Annotated in this window: 25 protein-coding genes, 1 tRNA gene and 3 pseudogenes; 20 read left to right on the top strand and 9 right to left on the bottom strand. The window is 49.8% G+C overall.

The genetic code is table 11. The features are described 5' to 3' along the window. Position 1 precedes the first annotated feature (1 nt). Together KOO62_09250 and KOO62_09245 are read left to right on the top strand one after the other, a co-directional pair. A complete protein-coding gene (locus tag KOO62_09250) occupies positions 2-622 on the top strand; it encodes a phosphatidate cytidylyltransferase (protein MBU8934177.1) in 621 nt (206 codons plus the stop codon). Between the two features lie 205 nt (positions 623-827). Continuing rightward, the gene (locus KOO62_09245) at positions 828-1,034 is read left to right on the top strand and encodes a cold shock domain-containing protein (GenBank protein ID MBU8934176.1); all 207 of its coding nucleotides are present in this window, start codon (positions 828-830) and stop codon (positions 1,032-1,034) included. Positions 1,035-1,351: 317 nt separating this feature from the next. On the opposite strand, the gene KOO62_09240 is transcribed toward KOO62_09245, so the two are convergent. The 4 genes from KOO62_09240 to KOO62_09225 form a co-directional block, all read right to left on the bottom strand. Continuing rightward, positions 1,352-4,015 carry a protein kinase gene (locus KOO62_09240; GenBank protein ID MBU8934175.1) on the bottom strand — a complete coding sequence of 888 codons (2,664 nt, stop codon included), beginning with the start codon at positions 4,013-4,015 and terminating at the stop codon, positions 1,352-1,354. Between the two features lie 174 nt (positions 4,016-4,189). Beyond that, entirely contained in the window at positions 4,190-4,708 is a 519-nt protein-coding gene (locus tag KOO62_09235; protein MBU8934174.1) for a dockerin type I repeat-containing protein, read from the bottom strand. Positions 4,709-4,723: 15 nt separating this feature from the next. Beyond that, positions 4,724-7,261, bottom strand: a complete 2,538-nt coding sequence (locus KOO62_09230) for a hypothetical protein (protein ID MBU8934173.1) — start codon at positions 7,259-7,261, stop codon at positions 4,724-4,726. A gap of 41 nt (positions 7,262-7,302) precedes the next feature. Then, complete coding sequence (locus KOO62_09225) at positions 7,303-9,561, bottom strand: hypothetical protein (GenBank protein ID MBU8934172.1); 2,259 nt, start codon at positions 9,559-9,561, stop codon at positions 7,303-7,305. A 539-nt stretch (positions 9,562-10,100) separates the two neighbouring features. On the opposite strand from KOO62_09225, the gene KOO62_09220 reads away from it, so the two are divergent. Further along, positions 10,101-12,140, top strand: coding sequence for a tail fiber domain-containing protein (locus KOO62_09220; protein MBU8934171.1), 2,040 nt, complete (start codon positions 10,101-10,103; stop codon positions 12,138-12,140). A gap of 366 nt (positions 12,141-12,506) precedes the next feature. Here the strand turns inward: KOO62_09220 and KOO62_09215 are convergent, their stop codons facing one another. Then, positions 12,507-14,699: a protein kinase gene (locus tag KOO62_09215; protein ID MBU8934170.1), complete on the bottom strand. Its 2,193-nt coding sequence runs from the start codon at positions 14,697-14,699 to the stop codon at positions 12,507-12,509. A 137-nt stretch (positions 14,700-14,836) separates the two neighbouring features. Here KOO62_09215 and KOO62_09210 point away from each other — a divergent pair, with 137 nt between their 5' ends. From KOO62_09210 to KOO62_09180, 7 genes are all read left to right on the top strand, one after another. Continuing rightward, the gene (locus KOO62_09210) at positions 14,837-15,094 is read left to right on the top strand and encodes a hypothetical protein (protein MBU8934169.1); all 258 of its coding nucleotides are present in this window, start codon (positions 14,837-14,839) and stop codon (positions 15,092-15,094) included. A 295-nt stretch (positions 15,095-15,389) separates the two neighbouring features. After that, positions 15,390-15,566, top strand: a complete 177-nt coding sequence (locus tag KOO62_09205; GenBank protein ID MBU8934168.1) for a helix-turn-helix domain-containing protein — start codon at positions 15,390-15,392, stop codon at positions 15,564-15,566. A gap of 253 nt (positions 15,567-15,819) precedes the next feature. Then, complete coding sequence (locus KOO62_09200; GenBank protein MBU8934167.1) at positions 15,820-16,134, top strand: hypothetical protein; 315 nt, start codon at positions 15,820-15,822, stop codon at positions 16,132-16,134. Positions 16,135-16,160: 26 nt separating this feature from the next. Further along, positions 16,161-16,544, top strand: a complete 384-nt coding sequence (locus KOO62_09195) for a hypothetical protein (GenBank protein MBU8934166.1) — start codon at positions 16,161-16,163, stop codon at positions 16,542-16,544. Further along, positions 16,519-16,827, top strand: coding sequence for a hypothetical protein (locus KOO62_09190; GenBank protein ID MBU8934165.1), 309 nt, complete (start codon positions 16,519-16,521; stop codon positions 16,825-16,827). The genes KOO62_09195 and KOO62_09190 overlap by 26 nt, the downstream gene beginning before the upstream one ends. A 111-nt stretch (positions 16,828-16,938) precedes the next feature. Next, the gene (locus tag KOO62_09185) at positions 16,939-17,709 is read left to right on the top strand and encodes a hypothetical protein (protein MBU8934164.1); all 771 of its coding nucleotides are present in this window, start codon (positions 16,939-16,941) and stop codon (positions 17,707-17,709) included. 418 nt (positions 17,710-18,127) lie between these two features. Continuing rightward, positions 18,128-18,817, top strand: coding sequence for a DUF3800 domain-containing protein (locus KOO62_09180; protein ID MBU8934163.1), 690 nt, complete (start codon positions 18,128-18,130; stop codon positions 18,815-18,817). A gap of 290 nt (positions 18,818-19,107) precedes the next feature. On the opposite strand, the gene KOO62_09175 is transcribed toward KOO62_09180, so the two are convergent. Then, positions 19,108-19,461: a hypothetical protein gene (locus tag KOO62_09175; protein ID MBU8934162.1), complete on the bottom strand. Its 354-nt coding sequence runs from the start codon at positions 19,459-19,461 to the stop codon at positions 19,108-19,110. 197 nt (positions 19,462-19,658) lie between these two features. On the opposite strand from KOO62_09175, the gene KOO62_09170 reads away from it, so the two are divergent. From KOO62_09170 to KOO62_09125, 10 genes and pseudogenes are all read left to right on the top strand, one after another. Then, positions 19,659-20,237, top strand: a complete 579-nt coding sequence (locus KOO62_09170; GenBank protein MBU8934161.1) for a hypothetical protein — start codon at positions 19,659-19,661, stop codon at positions 20,235-20,237. A 212-nt stretch (positions 20,238-20,449) separates the two neighbouring features. Next, positions 20,450-21,034, top strand: a complete 585-nt coding sequence (locus tag KOO62_09165) for a tyrosine-type recombinase/integrase (GenBank protein MBU8934160.1) — start codon at positions 20,450-20,452, stop codon at positions 21,032-21,034. Positions 21,035-21,040: 6 nt separating this feature from the next. Continuing rightward, positions 21,041-21,271, top strand: coding sequence for a helix-turn-helix domain-containing protein (locus tag KOO62_09160; GenBank protein ID MBU8934159.1), 231 nt, complete (start codon positions 21,041-21,043; stop codon positions 21,269-21,271). Position 21,272: 1 nt separating this feature from the next. Continuing rightward, positions 21,273-22,082, top strand: coding sequence for a hypothetical protein (locus KOO62_09155; protein ID MBU8934158.1), 810 nt, complete (start codon positions 21,273-21,275; stop codon positions 22,080-22,082). Between the two features lie 107 nt (positions 22,083-22,189). Next, the gene (locus tag KOO62_09150) at positions 22,190-22,357 is read left to right on the top strand and encodes a hypothetical protein (protein ID MBU8934157.1); all 168 of its coding nucleotides are present in this window, start codon (positions 22,190-22,192) and stop codon (positions 22,355-22,357) included. Continuing rightward, entirely contained in the window at positions 22,320-22,586 is a 267-nt protein-coding gene (locus tag KOO62_09145) for a hypothetical protein (GenBank protein ID MBU8934156.1), read from the top strand. Before KOO62_09150 ends, KOO62_09145 begins: the two co-directional genes overlap by 38 nt. A gap of 80 nt (positions 22,587-22,666) precedes the next feature. Further along, positions 22,667-23,098, top strand: a complete 432-nt coding sequence (locus KOO62_09140) for a hypothetical protein (protein MBU8934155.1) — start codon at positions 22,667-22,669, stop codon at positions 23,096-23,098. Positions 23,099-23,317: 219 nt separating this feature from the next. Then, positions 23,318-23,875, top strand: a pseudogene (locus KOO62_09135) (recombinase family protein). After that, a pseudogene (locus KOO62_09130) lies at positions 23,852-24,346 on the top strand (recombinase family protein). The pseudogenes KOO62_09135 and KOO62_09130 overlap by 24 nt, the downstream one beginning before the upstream one ends. A 63-nt stretch (positions 24,347-24,409) precedes the next feature. Continuing rightward, positions 24,410-24,580: pseudogene (locus tag KOO62_09125) on the top strand (zinc ribbon domain-containing protein). Between the two features lie 192 nt (positions 24,581-24,772). Here the strand turns inward: KOO62_09125 and KOO62_09120 are convergent. From KOO62_09120 to KOO62_09110, 3 genes are all read right to left on the bottom strand, one after another. After that, positions 24,773-24,958 carry a hypothetical protein gene (locus KOO62_09120; GenBank protein MBU8934154.1) on the bottom strand — a complete coding sequence of 62 codons (186 nt, stop codon included), beginning with the start codon at positions 24,956-24,958 and terminating at the stop codon, positions 24,773-24,775. 120 nt (positions 24,959-25,078) lie between these two features. Further along, positions 25,079-25,152: transfer RNA gene (locus KOO62_09115), tRNA-His, on the bottom strand. 133 nt (positions 25,153-25,285) lie between these two features. Further along, positions 25,286-25,543 carry a hypothetical protein gene (locus tag KOO62_09110; GenBank protein MBU8934153.1) on the bottom strand — a complete coding sequence of 86 codons (258 nt, stop codon included), beginning with the start codon at positions 25,541-25,543 and terminating at the stop codon, positions 25,286-25,288. Positions 25,544-25,760: the final 217 nt, after the last annotated feature.

Below are 25,760 nucleotides of genomic sequence, written 5' to 3'. Positions count from 1 at the left end.
TATGGGTGAGATTGATACGGACTCAGCCCAGATATCTTTCGGCCAGGAGTTGATCCGCAAAGCCACTCACATGGGGGCTTTGATCATTCCCGGAGCATACTACGGTCTGTCGTTGAGTAAGTCTCAAATGCTTGCCTTTCTTATACCGGCTACGGTGCTCATGATCATCATCGATATTTCCAGGCTCCGCAACTGGGGGTTCTGGCACGCATTTGCGTCGAAGATAGGGTCGAAGATGATCCGTGCCCACGAGCACGCCGGTGATTTTACCGGGGCTACTTATATCTTGCTGGCAGTATGTTTGACCGTAACCTTGTTTTCAAAACCAATAGCAATCGCCGCGTTGACTTTTATCATTGTTGGGGATACTCTGGCGGCTTTGATTGGACGTCGGTTTGGTCGTCACCGGTTTGGTGGGAAATCGCTGGAAGGGTCTGGCGCTTGTTTGGTCAGTACGGTTGGGGTGTCTCTAATCATCCCCGGCCTGGCTTTTGAAGCTGGGATAGCCGGTGCTGTCGTGGCAACTGTCGTGGAGGCCTTACCTCTGGGTATTGATGACAATCTGACCGTCCCACTGCTGTCGGGACTAACGATGACTCTAATGGTTAGCCTGTTGTCTTAATTCCTGCGGCGCCTAAGCTTTTGTCGCAGTGAGTGTTGTGATGTTACATAATCTCATTGGGGCAGCCGGTATGGTCTCCGATGCAATAACCCAGTTGTCTTTGGGGATTTTTTTTTGTTTTAGCTTGCCTGTGTTCGCTCTTTCTGTGTATAATAGATGAGGAGGATGTATAGTCCAGAACTCCATTGGATCGGAGGGTTTCTGTATGTCCATAGGTACGGTGAAGTACTTTAATGATCTCACAGGTTGGGGAATCATCGCCAGTGATGACGTATGTGATGATGTCTACGTTCACCACACGGCAATCAACATGGATGGATTCAAGACCTTGAGAGAGGGACAACGCGTGATGTTCGAACTGGCTCAAGCGGGCGCAGGCTTCCGAGCTGACAATGTGTCGCTTGAGCAGTAGTTGAGGGGGATTCAGATCTCCAAAAGGTCGCCCGTCCAGGGCGGCCTTTTCTATTGCACTCCGGTTGATTGGCTCCTTCCGATTCCGATCCCAATTGTTGACGCCAAGGGTAATCGATACAGCGATCAAGAGTCCCGACGACATTTCAGAGCCGGGCGCGGAATTGGCTATAGACCGACAAATCGCATACAGGGTCAAGCCTCGTTCCGTTGTCGTTCTCCTCGGACGATGAGAACAGGTGGGACAGGCTATACGTGCGGTTTTGGACAATTGTCCAAAATGCGAGTCGATGTTAGGGCTGTCAGGGGCACTGTCAATTAAGGTTGCGAGCCACCACTCGTATGTTGAGATGTATCCCTGCTCATTATGGATTCAATCTCTGGAACTTCTTTCATCGATACAAATATCGGATGCAATACGATATGCCAGCTGGACAGATCTGAGGGCATTGATAAAAGGGTCTTTATTTCAGCGGCGGCGAGTACAGGTTTTTCAATCATCAGGTAGATAATGGCCAGATTGAGCTTCCACATACTCCCGGTTAGTGCATCCCTTTCAATGGGGCCTAATTCGAGCGCTCGTTTACCTTCCCGGATGGCCGCATCGGTTTGTCCGCTGCCAGCATAGGCAACTCCCAACATGCTGCGAAAGGATGGGTCGGCTGGTTGCTGTCGGACCCATTCCTCCAATACTACTCGACTGGAGTCATAGTAGGATCGCGATACTTCAGGATCACCGAGCCAGTGGTAGATTTCACCAAGTTGTAGGTAGAGATAGGCACTGTCGTTTGTGAAATAGTCAGTGTCCCTGGATTCTGTGAGCAGTTGTAATGCTCGGTCGTAGTGGCGACCCATGATACATAGGGTGACCGTAACATCAATAAGTTCAGGGGCTTGTTCGGGAGTATTACCTATGCCGGCATACTCCAGCGCTTGATCCAATCGACCAAATCCGTTTGCAAGGATTCTGGCTTTTAGTGCACGTGCACCTGGATTGGTGGAGTCGAGAGCAATCAATTTCTCAACTGTCGTTAGCGCGCTGTCGAATTCGTGTGTCAGGACATACGTCTGTGTCAAATTCCTCAATTTTATTCGATTGCGAGGGTCGGAGACAATGGCTCGCCTGAAGTCTCCGATAGCCTCATCCCACCTGCCTTGTCGCCGCTTCACTGAGCCAATAGCAAACATAAGATCGCTGCTGTTGGGTTGGAGTCTTATGGCCAATTCGTACTGTTCCAGGGCGCGAGTGTAGTCGAGATACCCGCGGTAATGGTACCTCCCCATAGCCAGGTATGCCTCGCCCAGGTTCGGAGCAAGCTCCAAAGCCTGCTCCGCAGCCTCCTTCGACAGCGCCAGACGTTCATCGGTTCGGTCAATATACCACCAGTAGATCAGCGAATGTGTTCTGGAGAGCATGGCCCATGCGGAGGCAAAAGAGGTATCGATAGCGATAGCTGATTCGAACAACTGCTGCGCCTTCAGCCAGTTCCGATCCTTGAAGAGATCTTGCCCACGCAGATAGTATGTGTAAGCTTCGGTGTTGTTCGTTGGTTGCTGGTCAAGAGATTGGTCCTCAGAATCCAGCAGAGTTACATTCATGGCGTGAGACACTTTCCGGGCGATATCAGATTGAACAGCGAAGATGTCAGCCAGAATCTCATCATAGGATTCAGCCCACACTGCGATTGCATCTTGTACTCGGCTAAGTGTCGTAGTCACCCGAACTCTGCTTACCGCGGATCTCTTGTCCCAGTGAATAGCGCCCTCAAGGATGTAATCACTGCCAAGCTCATCGGCAATCTGTCGATGAGATTTTCCGCTACCCTTGTATTGGGCTGTACTTGATCTTGAAATTACACCTAGCCCGCTCAGTTTGGTGAGCTGCGTAGTTATCTCGTCCGCAATCCCAGTGGCAAAGAAATCATCGCCTTGATCACCCAGATTCTCAAATGGCAGTACAGCAATCATCTCATTACGATCCGAGTCGGTCTCGGCCAACTGGAAGGGTAGCATATTGGTCATCAGTGCAACCCCAAGTAGGACAACTGCTGCAATCAACAAGATAGTAGACAAGCCAACTCGCCGACCGCCTCGAACACTGGTAGCTGGTACTTCCGGAATAACTACTAGTCGTCGCAGGTCGGAGAGCGCTTCCGTAGCGGATTGGTAACGCTTGTCTAAATCCTTAGTCATGAGCTTGCCAACAATTTGCTCAAGATCGGTGGAGACGTCTTTCCGTTTGGCTGACAGTGGTTCGGCCTCGTCGTTAACAACGGAATAGATGATGGCGGCCATATATTCGCCTGTGAACGGCAGGCAACCGGCGACTAGCTCGTAGAGTACAACACCGAAGGAGAACAAGTCAGATCGATGGTCAACTTCTGATCCCTGCGCCTGCTCCGGTGACATATAGGAAACCGTACCGAGGATCGTACCGGCCTGAGTCAGGTCTACATTCTCTTTCTCCCGGGCTAAACCGAAATCGAATATCTTGATTCTACCACTGTCATCAACGAGGATGTTATCTGATTTGATATCCCTATGTACTATGCCTGCTTCGTGGGCTTTTTCCAGACCCTCGGCAACGTCTACGCCAATACGAACAATATCTGATTCACTCAACTTCTGATCTTGAAGAAGGTCTTTTAGTGGCGTCCCATCGAAGTACTCCATGGCAATGTAGGGTCTGCCCTGAAACTCAGCGAAGTCAAAGACTGTTATAATATTGGGGTGGTTCACGGCGGCCGCAGCCTGGGCTTCACGAAGGAAGCGATCGCGGAATTCGGAGTCACCTGAATAGTTCGGCGGAAGGAACTTTAGAGCGATCTGACGTCGAAGCTTGGTATCTTTGGCCAGGTAAACTTCACCCATGCCACCGGCACCAATTTTCTCAATAATAGTGTAATCTGCTATCTGTGTGCCAGGCAGCAATACTACAGGAGAATTGCTATCGTCGTCGTCACGGCTCGAATCATGGCTCATCAGCATTGTCTTTCGTCAACCGGTCTTCAGCATATTGGTTGGCAAAAAGATACTTCGAGTGCTGAATAAGTACAATACTTTTTGACGGGACTTTGTCCAACAGGGATGGAAAAAAGGGCCACCGACCTGAACGGAAGGTGGCCCAACAGTGGAAACGTTGTGTAAGCTGTTTTCCTAATAGCACGGCGCTGGCTCAGGACCTCCCGTGAATAAGTACGCAACCAGATGGGTCAAGTCAGCTATATTGATATCGCCATCGCCGTTTACGTCAGCTTCATCCAGGCACTCAGGAGTCGGACCTCCAGTGAACAAATAGGCCACCAGGTAGGTCAGATCAGCAATGTTGATTTCATCGGACGGATCGTTGTCGATATTGCCGGTAATATCGATACAGCATTTGTCATTTCCCCCGGACGGGAAAAAGCCGGAATATGCGGCGTAGTTGTCTGAACTCGAATGGCCAACCGCTGTCTGGACAACGGTACCGCTGAGACTGTAACTTGCGGTTGCGGCAGATGTCCCACCTCCGGATATTACCTGCCAGTTGATCTGCTCGCCCGCCTTTGAGGAGGGTTGTTCTACGGTCGTAGAGGCTGGCGAAGAAGTTGATTCTTTACCGCCAGTGACGGTTCCGGACATGGCCAGCAGCACCACTACAACCAGGCCGATTACCTTTAGTCTATAGTCATTCATTTCATCCTCCTCGGCTTATTGACTGATGGCCAGATCCTGGCCGTTGTTATCAGTTCCGTTCCTGGTAGCCAGAATTGTCTCCATCATGGCTTCCATTTGAGTCAGGCGCATCTCCAACTGTTCGATACGGAGGTCTTTGTCTTTGAGTTCCGTAGCCAACAACTGCTGCTCCTGTATTGACTGCTGTAGCTCCGTGGCCAACAATTGCTGCTCTTGCATCTTCTGGTTCAGTTCCTTAATTGCAGCCAGGGCGATTCCTGACAGGTCAAGTGAAGCGAGCGATTCGTCATCGGTTCCTACGCCGAACAGATGGTTGAACTCTTCGGCTGATGGGCTGACATGGACTGTGCTACCGTTAGGCTCCTCAGTCCAGCGTTCAATTGGTAGTTGATCCAATAGACCCAACACCTTATGGCCATCCACCGGGGTCCGCTGTCCTCGGGATTTGGGGGGTGTAAAGTTAGTCCAAACACCTCCGGTGGTCAGGGAAGCACCGGTGTTTGTCTGAATCAGCTTCGTGCCGTCTGTTGCCGTTGCCAAACCGCCCACGTTGGTGATATACATGCCACCTTGGGCACGGATTACCATCTGGCCAATACCGTTTGACATTACCGAATCTGACTCTGTAGACGAGTGCACAGCTGACAGCACTGTTGACCCATCATGATTTGCCTTAGCTCCGAACCCAGTGGCAAGAGATAGGTTCCCCCGGGCTCGGGCATGCCAACCCGAAACCACGCCGGAGCGACCACCCGTTGCATGATTGTCGGAACCGCCGCCGACAAATGCAACGGGGCCGGCCAGGTTCCCATTACCTCCACAAACAGTACCATAGCTGGCAGTAACGAAGTTGCTGCTGCCGCCGGCAATAGTGGCCCCGGAGAGCCAGCCGCTGCCCGCCGTGTCTTTAATGGTATTGTCCTGTCCACCACCGATAAAACTGACTGTGGCGTAGTCAATCTTGTTTGACAAACCACCCCCAATCACACAAATAGTACCGTGGCAGGTATCCATATATCCGCCCGCAATGACCGAATACGAACTATCAACCAAGTTGGCCACGCCGCCACCAACTGTTGTATATCGCTTGGTGGCCGTGTTGCTGTAACCACCACCCACAACACTGGCCTTTCCAGATGCCGTATTGTTGGCACCACCGCTAATCGTGGAAATGCGGGCTGAAGCCACATTGTTGTATCCGCCGCTGACCGTCGATGAGTCCCCGCTGGCCGTGTTGCCAAACCCGAACACGACCGACCAGGTGGGGTCATCTTTGGCCGCGCCCCAGTTACAACCTTCACCAACAGCGATCTGACCGTTGCTGATAATATTGCCGCTTGCCGAGAAGAACAGGTTAGTGTCAGCTCCGCCATTCTCCATGGCGTACAGCCCAGCATCCGTTAACACGAAACTGGGCGAGGAGGCTTTGTTCGGTTGACTGAGAATAATCTCGGAACGGTTATCATTATACTTGATCTCAACGGCCGGGTCTCCCGGATTGTCTTTCGAGAAAACAGTGATGCCATCAGCAGAAACGCTCACCGACATCTGCGAAACTTTAAGACCGTCATCGTAGTAGTAGCTGGAACCAGTCGAGCTGTGCTCAGCCATATCGCCGTCAGAATTACTCTGGACGAGACTGCCGGCATTATCCAAAACCGCCAGTGTTTCCGCGGTCGCAGGATCGAATATCAAAACACCCTTTTCGGATATGGCCATTATTGGTACCGAAAGTTCGAACCCTCCCTTGGACACTTGATTGAAAACTAACTCAGCCCCATCGGTCGTGCGGGTAATCCTGACTAGCTCGTCAGCAGGATTATCGGAATCGTTCATTATGAACCCATCCTTAGTCAGTGATACCACATTCTCCATCGCACGTGTGGAAGTCTCGGCGCTGACATTCATACCGCCAGAACTGAATACTGTCTCCTCATCGCCCCCGGGTCCTCTGACCACAAAAAGGGCCGAGTTGTTGTCCCCATTGGTGTTGAAGTTCACAACCTCGTAGCCGTCTCCATTGGTGGCTGACAGGATCGTCCCACTGGAAGAATTAAAATAAATACTGTCAGAACCAGATCCAGCAATAGTAAGACTAGCCACTGCCTTGGCTGAAGAGGAGAGTTTCATCGAACCGAATAGTTCCCCCGCAGTTGATTGGTCAACGGTGCTGACTCGCATGGAATAAGCTGAGGATACCAGCCTCGTACGTGGTGATAACTCAGCATCGGCTCCAACTGTGATTCCAAGCCACCGGTCCGGACCAGCAAAAACCAGATCGCCTATTGATCCCTTAACTTCCTGACCCAAAATATGATCAAAGGCGCCATCATCGTTCGGAGTTATGGTTGATGTTTCCGTCCACAACTCAGTCCCATCACTGGCGGCATCATAAATAGCAAACTTAACCGACACCTCGGTGGTGACCGGATCACCGCTTCCATCCAGAAGGACGGCCTGGTAGTTAAGCAGTTGTGGCGCAGCCCCGCCAAGGATAGTCGATCCACACAGCATGAGGATCACTACAACGCTGATGATTAACTGTTTTTGCATGTTACTCTCCTTATGTTGTTATTCATATCATTAACCTCTGCCTATCGGTTGTTAGCCAGTTCCTGGCCGTTGTTGTCAGTTCCGGTTTTGGCAGCCAGAATTGTCTCCATCATGGCTTCCATTTGAGTCAGGCGCATCTCCAGTTGTTCGATACGGAGGTCTTTGTCTTTGAACTCCGTAGCCAACAACTGCTGCTCCTGGACCATGCGGTATAGCTCCTGGACTCCTACCAATGCAACGCCGGCAACATCAATGGCCGCAAGATTCTCGGTATTGCGAGTACCGTCTTTGGATAGAACACCCACATCAAACTGGGTGTGGAAGCCCTCAGCGTCGGGCCAGATGTGTCTCTCACCTGTATCATTGCATTCCCATTGTTCAACTGGGAGATCATTGATTCGTTTAAGCACGTCACTGCCATCCAGTCGTCCCATACTCTTATTGTATGCTTTACCGACACCCAGGGTCCATACGCCGCCTGTAGTAAGATAAGCACCATTGCCGTTTTCAGTATTCGTGCCAACATGAATGGGGTGATCAATAGTAGTCGAGCCATCATTGTCGCGATTGATCGCCAATGCCCCGGAGGAATCCGCTTCGAAGAACACTACTCGATATGCCTCCTCGACCAAGACTTCATTTCCAAATGCCATGCTGAACCGCGCTATGCCACCGATAGTATCGGCGAGCCCTCCAGGGATGCAAGAATAGGCAGAATTATGGTTGATGTAGTTGTCTTCACCGGATGGAATTGATGCTGCCCAGCCGGCAATGTAGTTTCGGAGACCACCTCCGATAACCCCGTATTGGTGCACGATTTTGTTTTCGGCACCGCCACCGATAAAGGATCTACGGCCGCAAGTAGTATTCTTGGATCCTCCAACAATGGCTGCATTATTGGGAGTCCCTTTTACGTCGACATACGTAGAACAACCTGATCCTCCAACAACGACAGAAGTTTGCCCGTCGGCGAAGTTCTTGAATCCGCCGAGCACGGCTGACGAATCACCAACGGCCTCGTTATCGACGCCCAGCACGTTGCACCAGTTACCATCATTTACAACGTTCTGGCCCATGGTCAGACTTCCCTGGCCATTAATACTGCCGTCGGCAGTAATTACCATCGTAGTCTCTGAACGGGTAGCATCATAGAAGTAAATACCATCTTCCTTGATCTCAACTCTACTGCCCGCCTTAGCTGGATTGGTAAGTATGATCACACCTTCAGCATCCGCCGTGGACAGCTCAATCAACGACTCGCCTGTGTTGTCCACAGCTTTCAAGACAGTATTGGTTGCCGGCTCGATGAGTACCGAGCTCGTTACGACCTTAGGGTCGAGCTTCGCGGCATCGCTGGCTGCGACCATGAAGGAAGCGCCGTTTGCGTCCGCAGCAAGGAGCAGCACGTCATCATTGTTTGCTTCGGTAGCCTTAAGTACTTCGCCGACCGCCGGGGCGATCCGCACGGTGCGGGTGATTCCCCTGCCCAGGGCGCAGGCGCTTACCTCAACCTGACCACCACAAGCCGCTGCATCTTCAGAGATGTTAACCAACTCATCGGCGGGATCGTCGGTTGAGAACACCGTGAACCCGTCCCGAGTCAGTGAGACCACATTCTCCATCGCACGTGTGGCAGTCTCGGCGCTGACATTCATACCGCCAGAACTGAATACTGTCTCCTCATCGCCCCCGGGTCCTCTGACCACAAAAAGGGCCGAGTTGTTGTCCCCATTGGTGTTGAAGTTCACAACCTCGTAGCCGTCTCCATTGGTGGCTGACAGGATCGTCCCACTGGAAGAATTAAAATAAATACTGTCAGAACCAGATCCAGCAATAGTAAGACTAGCCACTGCCTTGGCTGAAGAGGAGAGTTTCATCGAACCGAATAGTTCCCCCGCAGTTGATTGGTCAACGGTGCTGACTCGCATGGAATAAGCTGAGGATACCAGCCTCGTACGTGGTGATAACTCAGCATCGGCTCCAACTGTGATTCCAAGCCACCGGTCCGGACCAGCAAAAACCAGATCGCCTATTGATCCCTTAACTTCCTGACCCAGGATATGATCAAAGGCGCCATCATCGTTCGGAGTTATGGTTGATGTTTCCGTCCATAACTCAGTCCCATCACTGGCAGCGTCGTAGATGGCAAACTTAACCGACACTTCCGTTGTGACCGGATCGCCATTACCATCCAGGAGAACTGCCTGGTAGTTGAGGAGTTGCGGTGCCGCTCCGGCAAGGGCAGTCGATCCACACAACATGAGGATCGCTACTACGTTGATGATTAACAGTTTTTGCATGTTAATTCCCTTTCGTATTGGGTATGGAATTGCAAAGAGGATATTTCTGTCATTACTTACATTCGTCCTATCGGTCGTCTGCAACAAAACGACCACAGGTCGATATACCGGGATTACCCCGGGATACCGGAATCGTAATTCAATTTGGTGTTTTTCAACATCTTGGTGCTAACCTGCGATGTGATCTTCTCATATAGGAAGTACACAACTACACGCACCTGCTCTATTAAGTATACTCGGTATTTCCTCAATCGTCAACAACTATTACTTCGGATCTTTGATTTGGCGCCGCAAGAAAAGGCTCGTGACTCTTGACTTTATTGCGATTTATAAGTAATTTATCAATATCGTGTTTATCGTCAGGAAGCAGGACGGACAAACACAACGTAGATGATAGATACCATGATGTTAATAGTATAAGTCGTGTTTTGGCCAGAGCAGCGTATTAATCTCTGTCAACGATTACTGAGGTAGTCGGTATCGTAATGATGTCTAAGCATGCATAATAGATAAATATAGTTTTAAGAAGGAGGATACTTATGTCAAGGTTAAGGTATGTTATTGTGGTGATAGTGTGCTTGATGACCACCACCCTTATTCTTGCGGGGGCGGCGCCGCAATTACTCAACTACCAGGCGGTCCTTTTGGATGGAGATGGCAATCCGGTCACGACGGAAGTGTCGGTCAAATTTGCTATTTATGATGCCGCCAGCGGCCCTACGGAGCTGTGGTCTGAGACTGCGAACATTACTCCGAACAATGATGGTGCTTTTGATCATATCCTGGGCCAACAGGCCAAGGGACCGATCGACGACTCGGTCTTTGAGGGGTCGGACCGGTGGCTCGGAATCACAGTTGGAGCCGATGCAGAGTTGTCCCCTCGCACAAGACTGGTATCATCAGCCTATTCCATGCGAGTCAGCACAATCGACAACGCAGACGCTGGGGTTGTGCACGGTGGATTGGTCGTGGCTCCGACCGAAGAGGGGAGAGGCGATGACGCAACCTTAAATATTCAGGATTCAGAAGGGATCAACGTCATCACGATGGATGCCACAGGTGATACTCCTCTCCTGATTGTCAAGGGTCCGGGAGGTGACGACCTGACCCAGGTCTCAGGTGCAGGGGTCGATATCGTGACGTCAAGCGCAAAAGGTGTGAGCCGTGTACACATCGCCCAGGACGGAATATATTTTCTCAACGAGACCCTGAACGACACCAACATGGTGATCTATGCCGACGGCGATATCATGGGAAAGGGCAAGGTTACAATCGGTGGAGATCACGATGCCTCGGCCCAGTATGCCAACGTCTTCGGCTATGGTAATACAGTTTTGCAGGACTCGTCGTCTATTCTCGGGGGCTATGACAATATCGTCGATGGTCGCTCATCGGCTATAGGTGCCGGCCACGGCAATAGCATCACCGGGAATAACAGTTTTATTGGCGCCGGGAAGGATAACCACATCACTGGGGGGGCATCGGCCTTTATAGGGAGCGGCAACGTGCAGAAGGCCATGAGTACCCATTCCACAGTGGTTGGCGGTTACGGCAATGTGGCTGGCAGTTTCAGGTGTTTTATTGGGTGCGGGTCAGAAAACGTAGCCGGGGATTCTCTCGACCTCATGGGGTCGTACGGCAGCATCGTCGGCTGTGGTTACAATAACACCGCTATCGGCATATTGTCTTCGATCATCGGTGGCGAACTGAACACTGCTAGTCATGATCATGCTGTCTGTGCGGGAGGCTTCACCAACACAGCTGCCGGACAGGCATCGTTTGTTGGTAGTGGAAGCCATAACTACATCAGTTCGGACGGCTTTCATGGGGTCATATGCGGTGGCGAAGCCGACACCGTCTCAGATTGGTGGGCTACGGTTCTCGGAGGTAAGGGCAATGTGGCGAGTGGCCGCGCTTCTCTGGCTCACGGGTTCTACTGCCGGGCCGAGCAGGAGAACTCGTATGCCTTTGGTCGTTTTGCGCACTCCAAGCATATGGGAAGCATCGTATTCTCCGACGCGAGCCTGGACACGGTTGAATCAACAGGGTATAATCAATTCCTGATTCGCGCCGGCGGAGGAGTTGGCATCAATCTCAATGATCCCACCGAAGACATCGATATTAACGGCACAGCTCGGTTGAGAGGAATAGCCGCCGGCGCCGGTCAGCCGGTCCTGGTTGATGGCAATGGCGTTCTGTGGAAAGGCTCCTCCAGCGAAAGGTACAAGGACAACATTGAGACTTTGAGTATTGATGCTGAAGCCATCCTTAAGTTACGGCCGGTCAGTTTCCAATGGAAGAACGGAACAGATGACATCGGCCTGATCGCAGAAGAAGTTGCGACCCAGATACCGGAGCTTGTGTTTCTTGACAATGAAGGCAGACCGGAAGGTGTCAAATATGACAAGCTGGCCATTTACCTTCTTGATGTAGTCTCGGAGTTACGCTCACAAAACGCGCAATTGAGAGACAGTCAGACAACGACTAATGCGAAATTGGAGCAGTTGACAGAAATGGTTGAGATTCTCCTGGCGCAACAGGACGGAAACGATCACCCCGATCTGGCACTCGGGCAGTAGCTACAGATAACGGACAATTGGAGTTGAATAATATTATCTCTTAGTGACAGGTCTTAAATCAAAACGATTGAGTCGGAGTGAGAGTATATCTATAAGCTTCATCCGACACTATCATTTTCTATTTTGTTTTGGCGACTCCGGGTTGTACCAGTGGCTGCGTACTGTGCGGTGCTGCCAGTACGGTGACTCAGCGAATATGGGTGGCGTGACATTTTATGTGGGCTGCTTGAGGTTGCGATGGGGAAGAAGGGCGTTTGCCACTTAATGACTTACTGGGGGGCAGGTATCAGCTAAGTGCCGTTCTGGATGAACTTCTGACACCGTTTACAAACGCGGTTGAGGGCAGCATATAGTGAATCTCAGAAGTCATTCCCGCCAATTCAGAGACATAAATTCCGGATTACTTCTTAAAGATCTAAGATCAGGATCATTCATAACCCAATCACGGTGGGCAAATCCAGCTTTGACTGCTTCTTTTAGGCAGCTAATAGCCCGAGCCTGATCCCCTTCCAGCGCAAATAAGCATGCAACGTTGTATTGAATACCAGCGTCGGTAGGATCGGCATCGAGAGCTCTCTGTGCCCATTCTAAACCACTGACTGGCTTATCTAACCGATAATAAGCTACTGCACCGAATGTGATTGCTCGTGCATCATCTGGATGCAATTCGACATGTCTTTCTATGATGTGCAGAGCATTTACGTACGCAGTTCTTGCTTCTGCTTCCCTTCCCATGGAAGCATAAGTTTGGGCAAGAAAATACCTTGCCTCATGGTCGTCTCTGACCCGACATCCCTTCTCAAAGAGTTTTGCCGCAGAAGCGAACAACCCACGTTGAAAATGAGAACGAGCATTTAGATAGTACGCTTCAGGATTCTTTGGAGAAAGTTGACGAGCCTGTTTAAATGCAAGATCAGAATTCTCGTGATCTCCGAGTAACCAAAGTACAAAACCACGAGCTGCATGTGCGTCTCCCAGAGCAGGTGCCAATCTCAGAGCGTCCTGGCTGGCTTTATCAGCTCGATCCAAATTTGACTTCCTTGGGTCTCCGTAAAAATGAACAAGGAGAGAACAACAATGAGCCAGTAGAGCAAAACCATATGCAAAATTGGGATCGATATCTACTGCACTTTCCAGCATGCTGACTGCAAATTGTAGGCTCTTCTTACGTCGTTGATGAAAATACTGGCGGCCACGAAGGAAATAATCGTATGCCATGACGTTATTAGTAGGTGCCTGATCGACAGGCTTGCGAGCGTTACTTCCCAATACAATTTTCAGGGAATGTACGACGCTCTCGGCTATTTCGTCCTGAATATCAAATACATCACCGAGCATTCGATTATATTCCTTGGACCATATCTGATATCCGGATTGGGTTTCAACGAGTTGCACCGAAACTATTAGCCGTCCCTGGTTTATTCGAACACTTCCTTTCAGGACTATTTCAACATTGAGATCTCGCCCAAATGTACAAATATCTTCGGACGGGTTTTTTAATGAAAACGATTTACCCCGATCTGTTACCCGAAGTCCTTCTACGGATGCTAACGACACCAATATCTCTTCGGAGATGCCCTGACAGAAGTGTTCCCAGTGCGTTCCTCCTCCAATATTCATGAAAGGCAAAACAGCAATAGATGTTTGGCGTGAAACGGAAGACACATCCTTATGTCCAGTATTTGTCTGTATATCCCTCATAATGGCTATTAACTGGGAGCGAATTTGTACGATGGCAGCCGGTCTATTTTCGGGGCTGGGATCAATCATAGTCATTATGATTTTCTCCAATTCAGCAGGAACTCCAGACCGTACTTTGGAAATCGACGTGACTGTACCTTGCATAATAGCATTCATAGTAAGATTATCGGTGTGTTGTCTAAATGGGTGCTTCAATGTAAGCACCTCATAGAGTACGACACCAAGGGAAAATAGATCCGATCGCTCGTCAACTCGTAAACCTTTGAGCTGTTCGGGCGGCATATAAGCTGTCGTGCCTGTAATCGTCTGATCATCAGTGAACTGTGAAGTATGCTCGTCTTCCGATATTCCAAGGTCTATTATCTTGACTCGACCATTATGGTCAATAAGTATATTGGACGGTTTTAAATCTCCGTGAAGAATACGGTTTGCATGAGCTTCACTCAAACCGTCACATATTTGTATCGCCAGTGACAGGAAGGCTGGTACAGAAAGACCAGAGGGATAGACGCGCATGTTCAATGGTTCACCGTCTATAAACTCCTGCACAACGTATGGTCTATCATCAAAGTCTCCTATCTCATAGACAGTGACGATATTTGGATGGTTGAGTTTTGCGGCTGTGTAAGCCTCCGACTTAAATCTCTCCACCACTTTCGGGTCCGGCATCTCAGTGAATTTAAGAAATTTAATGGCTACTGATCGATCCAATTCAACATCATGAGCCAGATAAACTTCGCCTATACCACCTATCCCTAACCGTTCGGCCACGGTGTAGTTTGAGACTTTGGTTCCAGGAGCTATCAGCTTATATGTTTGGGTATCGTCTGCATTCGGAATGTTGCAATCGTTTTCCATATATGACCTCATAACTTGAACTGAAATCGATTAACTGAACTAGTATTCTATACGTGAAGAAGTAATCTAAGGTTCATATAACCATTTATGATTCCATCTGGTTGGGGTTATCCTGGCTTGATCGCCTTAAAGAACTGATGGAAACTGATATTGCTACCGCCAAGGCGAAGCTCATGACTCTAGTCGGACATTTCACTCTTGAAACCAGTATGATAGATGGTGTAAAGTATTTGCGGGCCACATCAAACGCGAAAATCGGTGGGCTGCTTGAGGTTGCGATGGGGAAGAAGGGCGATTTGCACTTAAGGAAATACTGGGGGGCCAGTATGAGCTTAAGCGACGATTCCATTGGACTATCCGGCCCCCTCGTTGTTGTCATGCTGGAGGCCGCATGACACAGCATCAATCAGAGATCGACGCTCAGATCGCTTCTATGGGCCTCAAACCTGATCGGAATTCGGAAGCGCCGCTCGAAGCAGTCTCTCGGACAGGGTCAACCAGAGAAAAGCCCCTCACGGCCGAGTTGAATCGCAAGATTCACAAAATCCTGCGATTCGATAAACTTGAGTCAGTTATAGGACGCGGAATTATCACATCTTATTACACATTTTCATGTGGTGATAGGTTTCCCCTTGACAAAGGGGCATTTTGTCACAGGACAAGAAACCTAATACGATTAGGAGATGAATTATGACAGACCTTTTAACCATCGACGGGGTAGCCGACCAACTTCTACTCAGCAAACAGACCGTGCGGAAATTGGTGAAGTCCGGCGAGCTGCCAGCGCGAATGTGCAGCCAGTCACTCCGGTTTCTTCCGGAGGATGTCACCGAATATCTAAATCGAGTGAAAATCAATGCCGGATGATACAACACAGTGGATAGGCAGAGGTCTTTGATACATAGATGAAAACGAACCCACCGCTCGGCGTCGTTAGTGCGTGTTTCCCCGTTCTTTTGTATGAACGCTGGGCGGTGGTGATTAAAACGGAAAGGGCAGGTTACGGATAACTAAGACAGAAGAACTTCACAAACAGTACCTTCAGTCTCTCAAAGAGACTGAGAGGCTTCGGTCGGAACTCGTTTTAAGTCAGTGCGCAGATCGGGAAGCGGCTGAGAAATTGGGCCAGGCCCACAAGGACGCGGCCAGGGAAGCCCGACGCGAACCCTTCAGGGTAGCTCTCGAATCAGCTCCCGACAGGTTGAACGGCTCACAAGCGGCAGAACTCTGTGACTTGTCACCCAAGATGTTCAAGTTTCACCTTCAGCGCGGTTCTATCATTGCCCAGGGTGACGGCTCATTCAGGAAAGCGGATGTTACCGACTTTCTTTCGCGACTTGAGTTGAACAACGGCTACCAGCCAGGCGACAATAGCGACGACGGTCAGGGCTACTTGAGTGCCGAAGCTATAGCCGAAGCCAGGGCGAGCGCGTAGTAAGCGGGACTACGGGGGATTACAAAATGAACCGACGATGCACAGCAATTAAAATTTCAGGTGAACGATGCAACGGCAACGCTACACGTGGGGGAACTGTTTGCTTCTGGCATAGTCCGGACGTATCGAAGCGGAAAGCGGCCAGTGCGAAGGGTGGGAACACTCCAACGAAGCCACCGCCGAAAGTTCTGGCTGATGGCGAACCCTTCAAGATCGAGACAGCCCAAGATATTACCGCGCTGTTATCAGACTGCATTCAGGCTGTGAAAACGGGGGAGCTGGACACCAAAGTAGCAAACTGCGTAGCATATATGAGCAACATCATCCTGAAGTCCATAGACAACGGCACACTCGAAGAACGCATTGAGGCACTGGAGGAATTATATGCCAAAAAACATACTGTCCCGTAGACTGGATAAGCTCTCTACAATGACGGCAGACGATGGTGACCCCTTCTTTCGGGGGTTCATAATTACCAAAGACGATTTCGATAGAACAGTCGGCAATTTTCATGCTTTTCACTGTTGGACCGACGACAAAGATTCAATATGGGGTGACCTTCAGACTTGCCGGCGGGGTTTCCTGGCGTTAGCCCTTCAGTATTCGCACCGGCTGGCATTCGACCTGGCCGAGTTCGACTTGACTGATATGGAGCTGGACGTCATACAGTCACCGCTCACGGAGTACCAATGAAAGCGCCAACAATGGACCGCCCAGACATAGTATGTTGGAGTGCAAGACACTTACAGCGGCTCACCGTCGAAAAGTTCATCCTGGCCTATAACAGAATTGTAGGTATTCGCAATGACTGATAACTTCCTTTCGGCGCTGCCGGAGGCAGAGCGTACTGCTATTGAGACACACAGGACAACGCTCTCTCCGGAGGCGTTAGCTGAATATGATATGCAACTGGCCGCTACAATAGCCGACAATGAGGCGTCGTTTGCAAGGGCTGACGTTGCCGACAGGGGGAGCAAAGAACTGGACCGGCAACGGCTTCTTGAGAAGCAGAATAGTATCCCTGAATATCAGAGGCGAAGGACAGCTCTACACGAAGCCTCACATTTGATTGTTGCGAATGCCTTGAAAATAGGGCACGCCGGTGCAACGATAATCCCAGACGGTTCGTCCTGGGGTAGGGTCATGGCCAACCCGTCAGACTATGCGTCGGACTTGAGGGAAGAAAGTTGCCTTGCACATTTGCAGATATATCTTGCCAGCGTTTCGAACGCCAAATCGACCGACGGGGCTGACTCCGGATGTGCAGATGACATTCTCACCGCGACAACTCTGGCTAATGCTATGGTGTCCAAATATGGAATGTCCGAAAAGTTGGGTTGTGTCGCCTATGACACTGTGACGCTTATCACTCGCCCGGATATTCAAGAAAAGGTGGATAAAGAAGTCCGCTTTTTCTGTGAGCGTGCTGAGCGTCAAGCGGGGGAGATCCTCGAACAGAACCAGGACCAACTTGTACGCCTGGCCGACGCTCTATTTGAGCGGAACGAATTATCCAAAGAAGAAATAGACAAAATCATTCTGGGAGTTGAAGAAAATGGCAGTCAAGAAATGTAAATGCGGTGGGAGTTTGGTCGGTTCCGATGACGCGGGCTATTGGGTGTGCGTCAAGTGCGGTACTAAGTGGAGTAAGAGCTGATGCTGTGCAAAAACTGCGGGTTCGATTGTGTTCTGGAAAGCAAGGTGTGGTTCTGCCCCTTGTGCAAGTCAGAGTATCCGCTTGTCCAGACGACCCCGATGCGTCGGCGCTCACCTGAGCCACCAAGCGGCAATCAGGGCAATAATCGCCACAGCCAAAACAACCCACCAGTTCTGCCGACCAAATAGCCACCACCAATATCTCATGGTGGACGATAACAGGTTGGAGTAGTGCTGTCAATGCGTACCAGAACGCGGTAGTGGGTCAGTTTGAAATTCAATGCCTAAAATGATATTTGTTTACTTGTGCACCAGTGGATCGCTATATTCCCCCAATATGCGATTCTACATGGACGAAAGCGGGGACTCGACAGGCTTCACAAGCCCCAGGAGTTCTTCCACATTCAATATCGCGTTAGTTAAGGTTGCTGGTCCGAATCAGATCCGGGCTATCTGCAAAAGGTTCTGTGCTGCCCAAATATCTGCCGGGTGGCCCAAAGATACCGAGATCAAGGCGAGTCTTCTGTTTGGGGCCAGTAAGAACAGAGACATACCCAGCTCATATAGACACAAGGATCGACCCCAGGATCAGACAATGTTGCTGCTCGACAAATTGTCGAGGGCAGATATGGAAATTGACTATCTAACTATTAAGAAGCAGAATGTCTATCGCAACCTCAAGACAGCCCCGCCGTTTGTTCTGTACAACTTCCTATCAGGGAAGCTTATCGAGCTTAACTTGGGGGACTACGCGGATATTGATCTCTATTATGATGAAAGAAACAAGGAGATACGCCCCAAATTGAACTTCCAGTCGTATGTGACAACGATCGTATACACCAAGACCAAGTTTGAGAGTGTTGCGTTCAAAATGTATCCATGCGACTCTGCGGCCAATTACTGTATCAGGATAGCAGACTTCGTCTCTTGGTCTGTATTTCGGAAGTTCGAATATGGGGATAGTCGGTTCTTGGACATCTTGGCTCCCAAAATCAAACATGGAGAAGCTTGGTTTCAAGGGGGATAAAGAAAGAAGTGCAACCCGAAGGGCGACTGCATCAAATGCAGCTTATGCCATCTGCGACACACCTCCAAGGGATTTACGGCACTTCTATTACTATTATATCGGATAGATTCGGTTTGTCAATTACTTTTATCTGTTCTTTAATAACTTAATGTGGTCTCGCCTTCCTGTTTGAGGGCCTCTTTGGCTTCGAGTAGCTTCACAATGTCCTCAATACTCCACAGATGATCGGTTACTCCGGCTTCCATATCTGGCGACAATTTGTCTGATCCGGGAAGCGGGGGTGCATTATATCACTGACCGGTTATATACATTTTCAAACATATAGAGAAGTTTATTTCTGTAACTTCCACGGTCAGATCGGGTGTACTCCCCCAAGGTTCATGCTCGCCATTATAGTATTGTACTTCTGTTATTATCGTTAAGTAATTACTGACGGGTACAATTGCACCGATCATGGGCGTAACGCGCGTATCGTTTAGTGACTGTATTTCAGTGTTCTGTATCGTTGTTAAACGCCAATCCCAATTTGTACAAGTAAGACCGGCAAGAATACAAGTTCTGCCATCGGGGTTATCTGAGGTGTCGCCATGTGCCGACATAGCACATAGCACCAACATCAAGAATACAATTGTTACCCGTTTCATATCTTTCTCCTGTGTTAGATGTTTCTCAACTATACCCTTTGCATTCCGGCTTGTCAATGCCACACAGACGCATTCTAAGCGCGTGAGCTGCCTACTGAGCGGCTTCCACCGGGTTTAGGGGCCACAAGCGCATAGCCCCACTCAGAACGCCCGAGAAACGCTTGCTTGTGGTGGTCAACATCCATTATGCTATCAGTATGAGCTGGAAGAGAGTGGTCGCCAGAGAATGGCTATATCTGTTGGGGTTCGCGGTCGGCAGTTTCCTGTTGGCGACAGCGGTCTTCTATATGGCAAGAGGACCTGTGGTTGAACAACCCATCCGGATGCCAAGTCCAATTGAGAGAAACCGTGGAGTTTTTGAGAAGCACCTTGCTGTTGGTGGTGAGGAGTCGATTGGTAGCACTGCTTCGTTGCTCGTGGATATTGATCTCGAAGAAATGATGCAGGGGAGGTTGAGCGTTTCAGGTGAACTTGGCAAATGCCTTAACGATAGTGAGCGGAATGCGTTCGATAGCCTCAAACTGCTACTGTCAGAGAATCCCGCTTACTTTACTCTTCCCGACACCGTACTCACTCGTCAACGAGATAGTCTTCGAGTGCTCGGATTACGGCGTTGGATCGAGCAATACGACAACCACCAAGCCTACAATGATCGTGTAATGCGAGCCGATTGGTTGCAAAAGGTAACGGTATTCTCGCTCTATCCGTTCTTTCTGTTCCTTCGAACCATTGTGTGGGCCGTCAGACAAGTTCGCAAGAAACCCAAGTCCAAATAGACATCAAAAATAGTCAATACGGCTAATTGGGGGTAGCTCTGGGGTGGATGGATTTGAATAACAGCTTTCGCCAAAAGCTGCGATTTGTCACAATATGCCATAATATGTAGTATAAAGTAGTAAAAAGTTGTTGACTTAACTGCCCTCGATCCGTAGATTTGGTCAGAAGAGAGTGGATTTGGATCATATTAGATAGATTGGAGATTTCCCACATGAAGGGCTGCCGACCACTAACGATCGAAGAAGAGGCTATCGCCAAGAGGTCATTTGCCGGCAAGTATGCCGCTCGTGACCGTGCGCTGTTCATCCTGGGCCTGAAGACTGGCTTCAGGGTTGCCGAGCTTCTATCATTGCGGCTTCGTGATGTAGTTCACGCTGGCCAACTGGTCGATCGGGTTTATGTTGAGCGTCGCAACATGAAGAAGAAAACTGAGGGTCGCTGTGTCCCGCTGCACCAGGAGGCTAAGGCCGCCCTGGCGGACTGGATCGAACAGCTCCATGATCTGGGCTACAGCAAGGATGACACCTTTCTGTTTCAAAGTCGTAAGGGCCAGAACCGGCCGATCACCGGCACCTCCGCATGGCATATTTTGCATGATGCATACGAGGCAAACGAGTTCACCGGGAAGCTCGGTACCCATACCATGAGGAAGACTTTCGCTGATAGAGCGTACAATGCTCTCGGGGGAAACATCGGCAAAGTCGCAAGGGCATTAGGCCATAAGAATATCAATTCAACCATGTCGTATCTGTCCTTTAAGCAGGAAGAGATCGACAATGCCATCTTGAATATGTGAGGCACAATGGAGAAGGAGTTCTATACAGTCAAGGAACTGGCCGCGTTGCTGGAATTGAATCAGTACACCATATATCGGATGGTCGATCGCGGCGAGCTGCCCGTTCATATCATAGGCAACTCCAAGCGGTTTCGACGTTCGGATGTTGAGGACTATCTAAGCCGTGTCCGGGGCTTGGGAAAAGATGAAATCAGAGAGATCAAAAAGAAGTCGAGCTTCGGAAAGCGAGACCGTTAAGATGCCGTACAAATCCCCTAAATCGAAACTGCCACTGATTAAGCGACTGTACCAATCCGTCCAGGATGCCCTAACTGCCGAAAGTGACATCCCTGCATTTAGCCCCGACAGGAACGCGCGGCGTTATAAGATCACGCGCCATCTGCCAATGGCTGTCAATGAGTTCTTGGCCGAATGGTACGACGTCCCCATACAGAATTTTCAGCGCATCATCAATGAACGCGATGGCTTACAGTTTGTTACAATCGAATACTATCTATCTGACGATCGGAGCCAGCCAAGACGAAACAAGCCGACGGCCGAGTTGCAGCAGTTCTTGGCCTACTTCGAAAACTTCGATCACCACAGAGCGAGCAGGGAATACCATGAGGCATTTACATATTTGAAAGGCTGCAGTCTCATGTTGGAAGCGATAATTCTGGAAGAGTTGGCTCCTGATGATACCGATCGAACAGAAGTTCCGCTCGCGGATGAAGCCAAAGAATCGCCGGAGAAGTCGGTTGTTGTCGTCAATCGCGACTTCGCCCAGATTAGCTTTGACGGCGAGAAACCGCGCAGGCAATACCCGCCACACATTGTTGCCGCAGTTGCATACATGATCGAAGTTCGGAAGAGCGGAAAGAAGTTCATAGATCGCAAGAAACTGCTCAAGAAGGTCGATCCACAAAATCCGAAAAAGGCGATGAAGGACTTGTTCAAGCACTATCCACCGCTAAACAAGCTCGTCAACAATCAGAAGAACGATCAAGGCCAACGGTTCACGAACAGCTACAGATTTGACATTGATGTAGCCAAATCAAGGGTCGAATAGCAGACTCGTCCGCCTGTCCCCCAAAATCCCCCAAAGTCCTCCATTCCGCGTCCTCCAAATGTGCCTTTGTCATTGATAAGAATCAAGCACGGGCGATACTGCCTTGTATGGAAAAGGTCGATTCAAGAAAGATAACGGATGACCCCGCCTGGAACGGGTTCATCGATGTGCTGGCTGATGCCATGGTAGAGATGAGATTGAAGGAAATCGAACGAGATACAGAATCGGAGGATATGAATGACAAAATCGAGGACAGTCCAATCAAGCGTCTATGAGACTGACAAACTCAATCTCGCAGCATACCTAATCACCAGCAAAGTATCTATCCTTGAGCGTGCGTACTGCCCCGATGGTGGACAGCAGGTAGTTTTTTCTTTGACACCTGAGCCGACACAAGACCAGGTTGCGGCCTTTTTCAGTGGCCAAGGCCAAGTGTCTGCGCTGGCGTACAACAACACGCTATCCAATTTGAAGGCGGCTGTGTTTGAAGCGAAACGGAACTGAGGGCGGACACCAAATGAGATAAGATGGAGAGTTGAGAATGGATAGAGATGGATTGAATCCGATCGAATGGCCATCCACTAATGGCTGGTGACGAACAGCAAACCAAGGAGTTGCCCGAATGGATACCGCCAGGTGAGTACATGCTTGTTGGCTGTAAGGCCGAGAAGGGACCTTCGGGCTGGGGACCGGGATTACGTATGTACATTCATTTCAGAGTGATTGACGATGAGAATTACGAGGGAACAATGGTCAAGTTGATGTGCCCGATTCCTGACTCAGGCGACCTTCGGACTATGTCATTCCGAACCAAGTATTGTGAACAATGGGTAATCGCGAATGGTGCACGACCCAAGAAAAATGAGAGAAGGTCTCCCAAGGTATTCTTGAACAGGGCTTTTCGCGCGCTGGTGCGAGACAGGAAGAAATGCTTCCCAAACGGCGAACCCTATCCACCATCCATGGGATACTCAGTTGTAGATACGCTCATCGAGCCAATTACTGGAGGGCACTGAGAAGGTGAATTCCTCATTACTTCCTACTCTTTACGAGGGACCAGTGACTATTCACCAACTACCAGTGTCCCCTATGAATAAGGCCATACTGAGAAATGGGTTAAAGCAGGTGGTCGTGTCAGTTTTTGGTTCAATCTTTGGGTTTGAAGAGAGTGCATCCTCACTCTCACCTGATCTGAGGCAGTTATTCAATCAGTGGCGGGGCTGCACTTCTTGTGTATGCCCCGCTCAAACCCCAATCTCTCTGAATGCTTCGGCCATGCTCAAGACCTTGGTTTTATCTTGCACTCCGAGCAGGAGGTCTGCTACAGTATGAATACTATGCGGTGTGCCATCTACGCAAGATATTCTTCCGAACTTCAGCGTGACACGTCTATTGACGATCAGGTTCGGAACTGCCGTGATTTGGCAGAGAAGAAGGGCTGGGTTGTGCTGGATGAACATACGTATGTTGATGAAAAAAAATCTGGCGCGACTGTGTTCGGTCGTGTGGGACTGAGCAAACTACTGGATGCTGCCAGCCAGGATCGGCGATCATTTGAGTATGTGCTAATAGACGATACGAGCCGTCTGTCTCGTGATATGGGGGAGACCAGCAGGCTTATTAAGCAGCTTCAGTTCTGGGGTGTCCAGATATATTTCGTGACCCAGCGCATTGACACAAAGGAGAAACAGGCGAGACTAAGCGTCGGCTTCAATAGCATTTTCGACGATCAGACCCGGGCCGACATAGCGGACAAGACGCTTCGCGGTATGCGTGGCCAAGCCATCAGAGGATACAATGCGGGTGGGCGTCTCTATGGCTACAGCTATGAGAAGGTGCTCGACCCGTCCGGTGCTATTGACAGAAAGACCGGGCAAACGAAGGTGATGGGAACTCGTATTTTGATCGACGACGACCAAGCGAGTATTGTTCGCGAACTATACGGTCTCTTTGTTGATGGTCTGAGTGTCCGCGAAATCACACATCTTCTAAATGAAAAGGGCTATCTTCCTCCTTACAATGCGAGTCAGCTCAAGCGCGGTAAGGGGAAGCCGTCCTGGCTTCCAGGCACCGTTCGCTCAATACTAAAGAGTGCGAAGTACAAAGGCGACTGGACGTTCAATAAGACCGGCTGGATCACTAATCCGGCAACCGGCCAAAGGAAACGTGTGCCTAAGCCACGAAGCGAATGGACAGCTAATCCACAGCCTGAATTAGCCATTATCGATGATGCTACTTGGGAAGCTGTGGAGACAAAGCTCGCGGCCGGGAAGAGAAAGACGAAACAGCCCACTCACCGGCGTCGTTCACGTTTTCTTTTTTCAGGTATGATGCGATGCCATGAATGCGGCGGCAGTTATGTGATTGTTACCGGGGGGGATCGCCCGAATCCGCTGTTTGCGTGCGGAACGAACAACCACCGGGGACAGGCTGCCTGCAGCAACAACTTCAAGGTGAGAATGCTTGAGATTGAAGACAAGATTCTGTCTGATATTCAGAATGACCTTTTGAGTCCGCCCGTACTAACAGCGATTATGGAGAAGGTTAATCGAAAGCTTAAAGCCAGGCTGAAGCATCTTCGTGAGAATGCTGACTCCATTGTTCTGGAGCGAGAGGAACTCTCGAAGAAGGCGGCAAACATAATCTCAGCTATCGAGAAGGGTACAGCTTCGGACATGTTGATGTCCCGTCTAACGGATATTGAGAGTCGCAGGAGCGAGATTGACAGGCAGCAGTCTCTTCTCAATTCCAAGTATGATTATGACAAGCTCAAGGTTGACAAAAAATGGGTCGATGGCTGGCTTGATCGCCTCAAGGAACTGATGGAAACAGATATCTCGACCGCTCGGGCGAGACTTATGGCCTTGGTTGGACACTTCACACTCGAACCCAGTATGATAGACGGCGTCAAGTATTTGCGGGCCACATCAAACGCGAAAATCGGTGGGCTGCTTGAGGTTGCGGTAGGAAAGAAGGGTGATTTGCGCTTAAAGACATACTGGGGGGCAGGGTTGAACTGCCGACCTCCTGATCCACAATCAGGCGCTCTAACCAACTGAGCTACCCCAGCTCGTACAGCCATAGTATCTCTTTTAACGAATAAGTCAAGAAATTTGCTCGTTGTCTGATCGCCGAACACTGATGCAGGGCGGATCCTAAGGATTCAGTGAAATCTGTGATTCGTAAAGAGCACAGCTTCCCGCTCAGGCTGCGATCAAATGCAGAACGCCGCCAACGATTAGCACCAGGACGATAATTGGGGCAAACAGTCCAAGCAATCCAAATGCAACACCGAACAGGGCTCCGAAGATGCCACCGACCAGTCCGATCAATCCTCCAATCAAACCTCCGATGAGTCCGAAAATTCCGCCAATCAGCCCTATCAGCACTCCGAAGCCACCCAAGCCTAGAAAACTGAGAGCAACCATTACCAGAAAAACAATCGCTATAGCTTTGAGCATATCATCATTCCTCCAACTAATACTACGCACTACTCGATGTATGGTTTCATTTTCGATGTTACCTTGGAGACAGCAGGGATATTCATGCTGAAATACAAACTGGCTGAGGTAATATCTTTAGAAGTGTGTAAAAGACAAAAGGTGTATCCTAGAGTTTTCAATGACCCACAAAGGAGACACCTAATGCCTTATCGAGAATTGAATTTCGACAGTCACA

The organism is Candidatus Zixiibacteriota bacterium, from assembly GCA_019038695.1.
Taxonomy (GTDB): domain Bacteria; phylum Zixibacteria; class MSB-5A5; order GN15; family FEB-12; genus B120-G9.
The sequence above is the reverse complement of the archived record's forward strand: the minus strand, read 5'-3'. Positions and strand labels throughout refer to the sequence as shown.

Excerpts from the sequence above, each read along its gene's own strand:
- KOO62_09250 (MBU8934177.1), top strand. The coding sequence starts at position 2 with ATGGGTGAGATTGATACGGACTCAGCCCAGATATCTTTCGGCCAGGAG.
- KOO62_09245 (MBU8934176.1), top strand. The coding sequence starts at position 828 with ATGTCCATAGGTACGGTGAAGTACTTTAATGATCTCACAGGTTGGGGA.
- KOO62_09240 (MBU8934175.1), bottom strand. The coding sequence starts at position 4,015 with ATGAGCCATGATTCGAGCCGTGACGACGACGATAGCAATTCTCCTGTA.
- KOO62_09235 (MBU8934174.1), bottom strand. The coding sequence starts at position 4,708 with ATGAATGACTATAGACTAAAGGTAATCGGCCTGGTTGTAGTGGTGCTG.
- KOO62_09230 (MBU8934173.1), bottom strand. The coding sequence starts at position 7,261 with ATGCAAAAACAGTTAATCATCAGCGTTGTAGTGATCCTCATGCTGTGT.
- KOO62_09225 (MBU8934172.1), bottom strand. The coding sequence starts at position 9,561 with ATGCAAAAACTGTTAATCATCAACGTAGTAGCGATCCTCATGTTGTGT.
- KOO62_09220 (MBU8934171.1), top strand. The coding sequence starts at position 10,101 with ATGTCAAGGTTAAGGTATGTTATTGTGGTGATAGTGTGCTTGATGACC.
- KOO62_09215 (MBU8934170.1), bottom strand. The coding sequence starts at position 14,699 with ATGGAAAACGATTGCAACATTCCGAATGCAGACGATACCCAAACATAT.
- KOO62_09210 (MBU8934169.1), top strand. The coding sequence starts at position 14,837 with ATGGAAACTGATATTGCTACCGCCAAGGCGAAGCTCATGACTCTAGTC.
- KOO62_09205 (MBU8934168.1), top strand. The coding sequence starts at position 15,390 with ATGACAGACCTTTTAACCATCGACGGGGTAGCCGACCAACTTCTACTC.
- KOO62_09195 (MBU8934166.1), top strand. The coding sequence starts at position 16,161 with ATGAACCGACGATGCACAGCAATTAAAATTTCAGGTGAACGATGCAAC.
- KOO62_09190 (MBU8934165.1), top strand. The coding sequence starts at position 16,519 with ATGCCAAAAAACATACTGTCCCGTAGACTGGATAAGCTCTCTACAATG.
- KOO62_09185 (MBU8934164.1), top strand. The coding sequence starts at position 16,939 with ATGACTGATAACTTCCTTTCGGCGCTGCCGGAGGCAGAGCGTACTGCT.
- KOO62_09180 (MBU8934163.1), top strand. The coding sequence starts at position 18,128 with ATGCGATTCTACATGGACGAAAGCGGGGACTCGACAGGCTTCACAAGC.
- KOO62_09175 (MBU8934162.1), bottom strand. The coding sequence starts at position 19,461 with ATGAAACGGGTAACAATTGTATTCTTGATGTTGGTGCTATGTGCTATG.
- KOO62_09170 (MBU8934161.1), top strand. The coding sequence starts at position 19,659 with ATGAGCTGGAAGAGAGTGGTCGCCAGAGAATGGCTATATCTGTTGGGG.
- KOO62_09165 (MBU8934160.1), top strand. The coding sequence starts at position 20,450 with ATGAAGGGCTGCCGACCACTAACGATCGAAGAAGAGGCTATCGCCAAG.
- KOO62_09160 (MBU8934159.1), top strand. The coding sequence starts at position 21,041 with ATGGAGAAGGAGTTCTATACAGTCAAGGAACTGGCCGCGTTGCTGGAA.
- KOO62_09155 (MBU8934158.1), top strand. The coding sequence starts at position 21,273 with ATGCCGTACAAATCCCCTAAATCGAAACTGCCACTGATTAAGCGACTG.
- KOO62_09150 (MBU8934157.1), top strand. The coding sequence starts at position 22,190 with ATGGAAAAGGTCGATTCAAGAAAGATAACGGATGACCCCGCCTGGAAC.
- KOO62_09145 (MBU8934156.1), top strand. The coding sequence starts at position 22,320 with ATGACAAAATCGAGGACAGTCCAATCAAGCGTCTATGAGACTGACAAA.
- KOO62_09140 (MBU8934155.1), top strand. The coding sequence starts at position 22,667 with ATGGCTGGTGACGAACAGCAAACCAAGGAGTTGCCCGAATGGATACCG.
- KOO62_09110 (MBU8934153.1), bottom strand. The coding sequence starts at position 25,543 with ATGCTCAAAGCTATAGCGATTGTTTTTCTGGTAATGGTTGCTCTCAGT.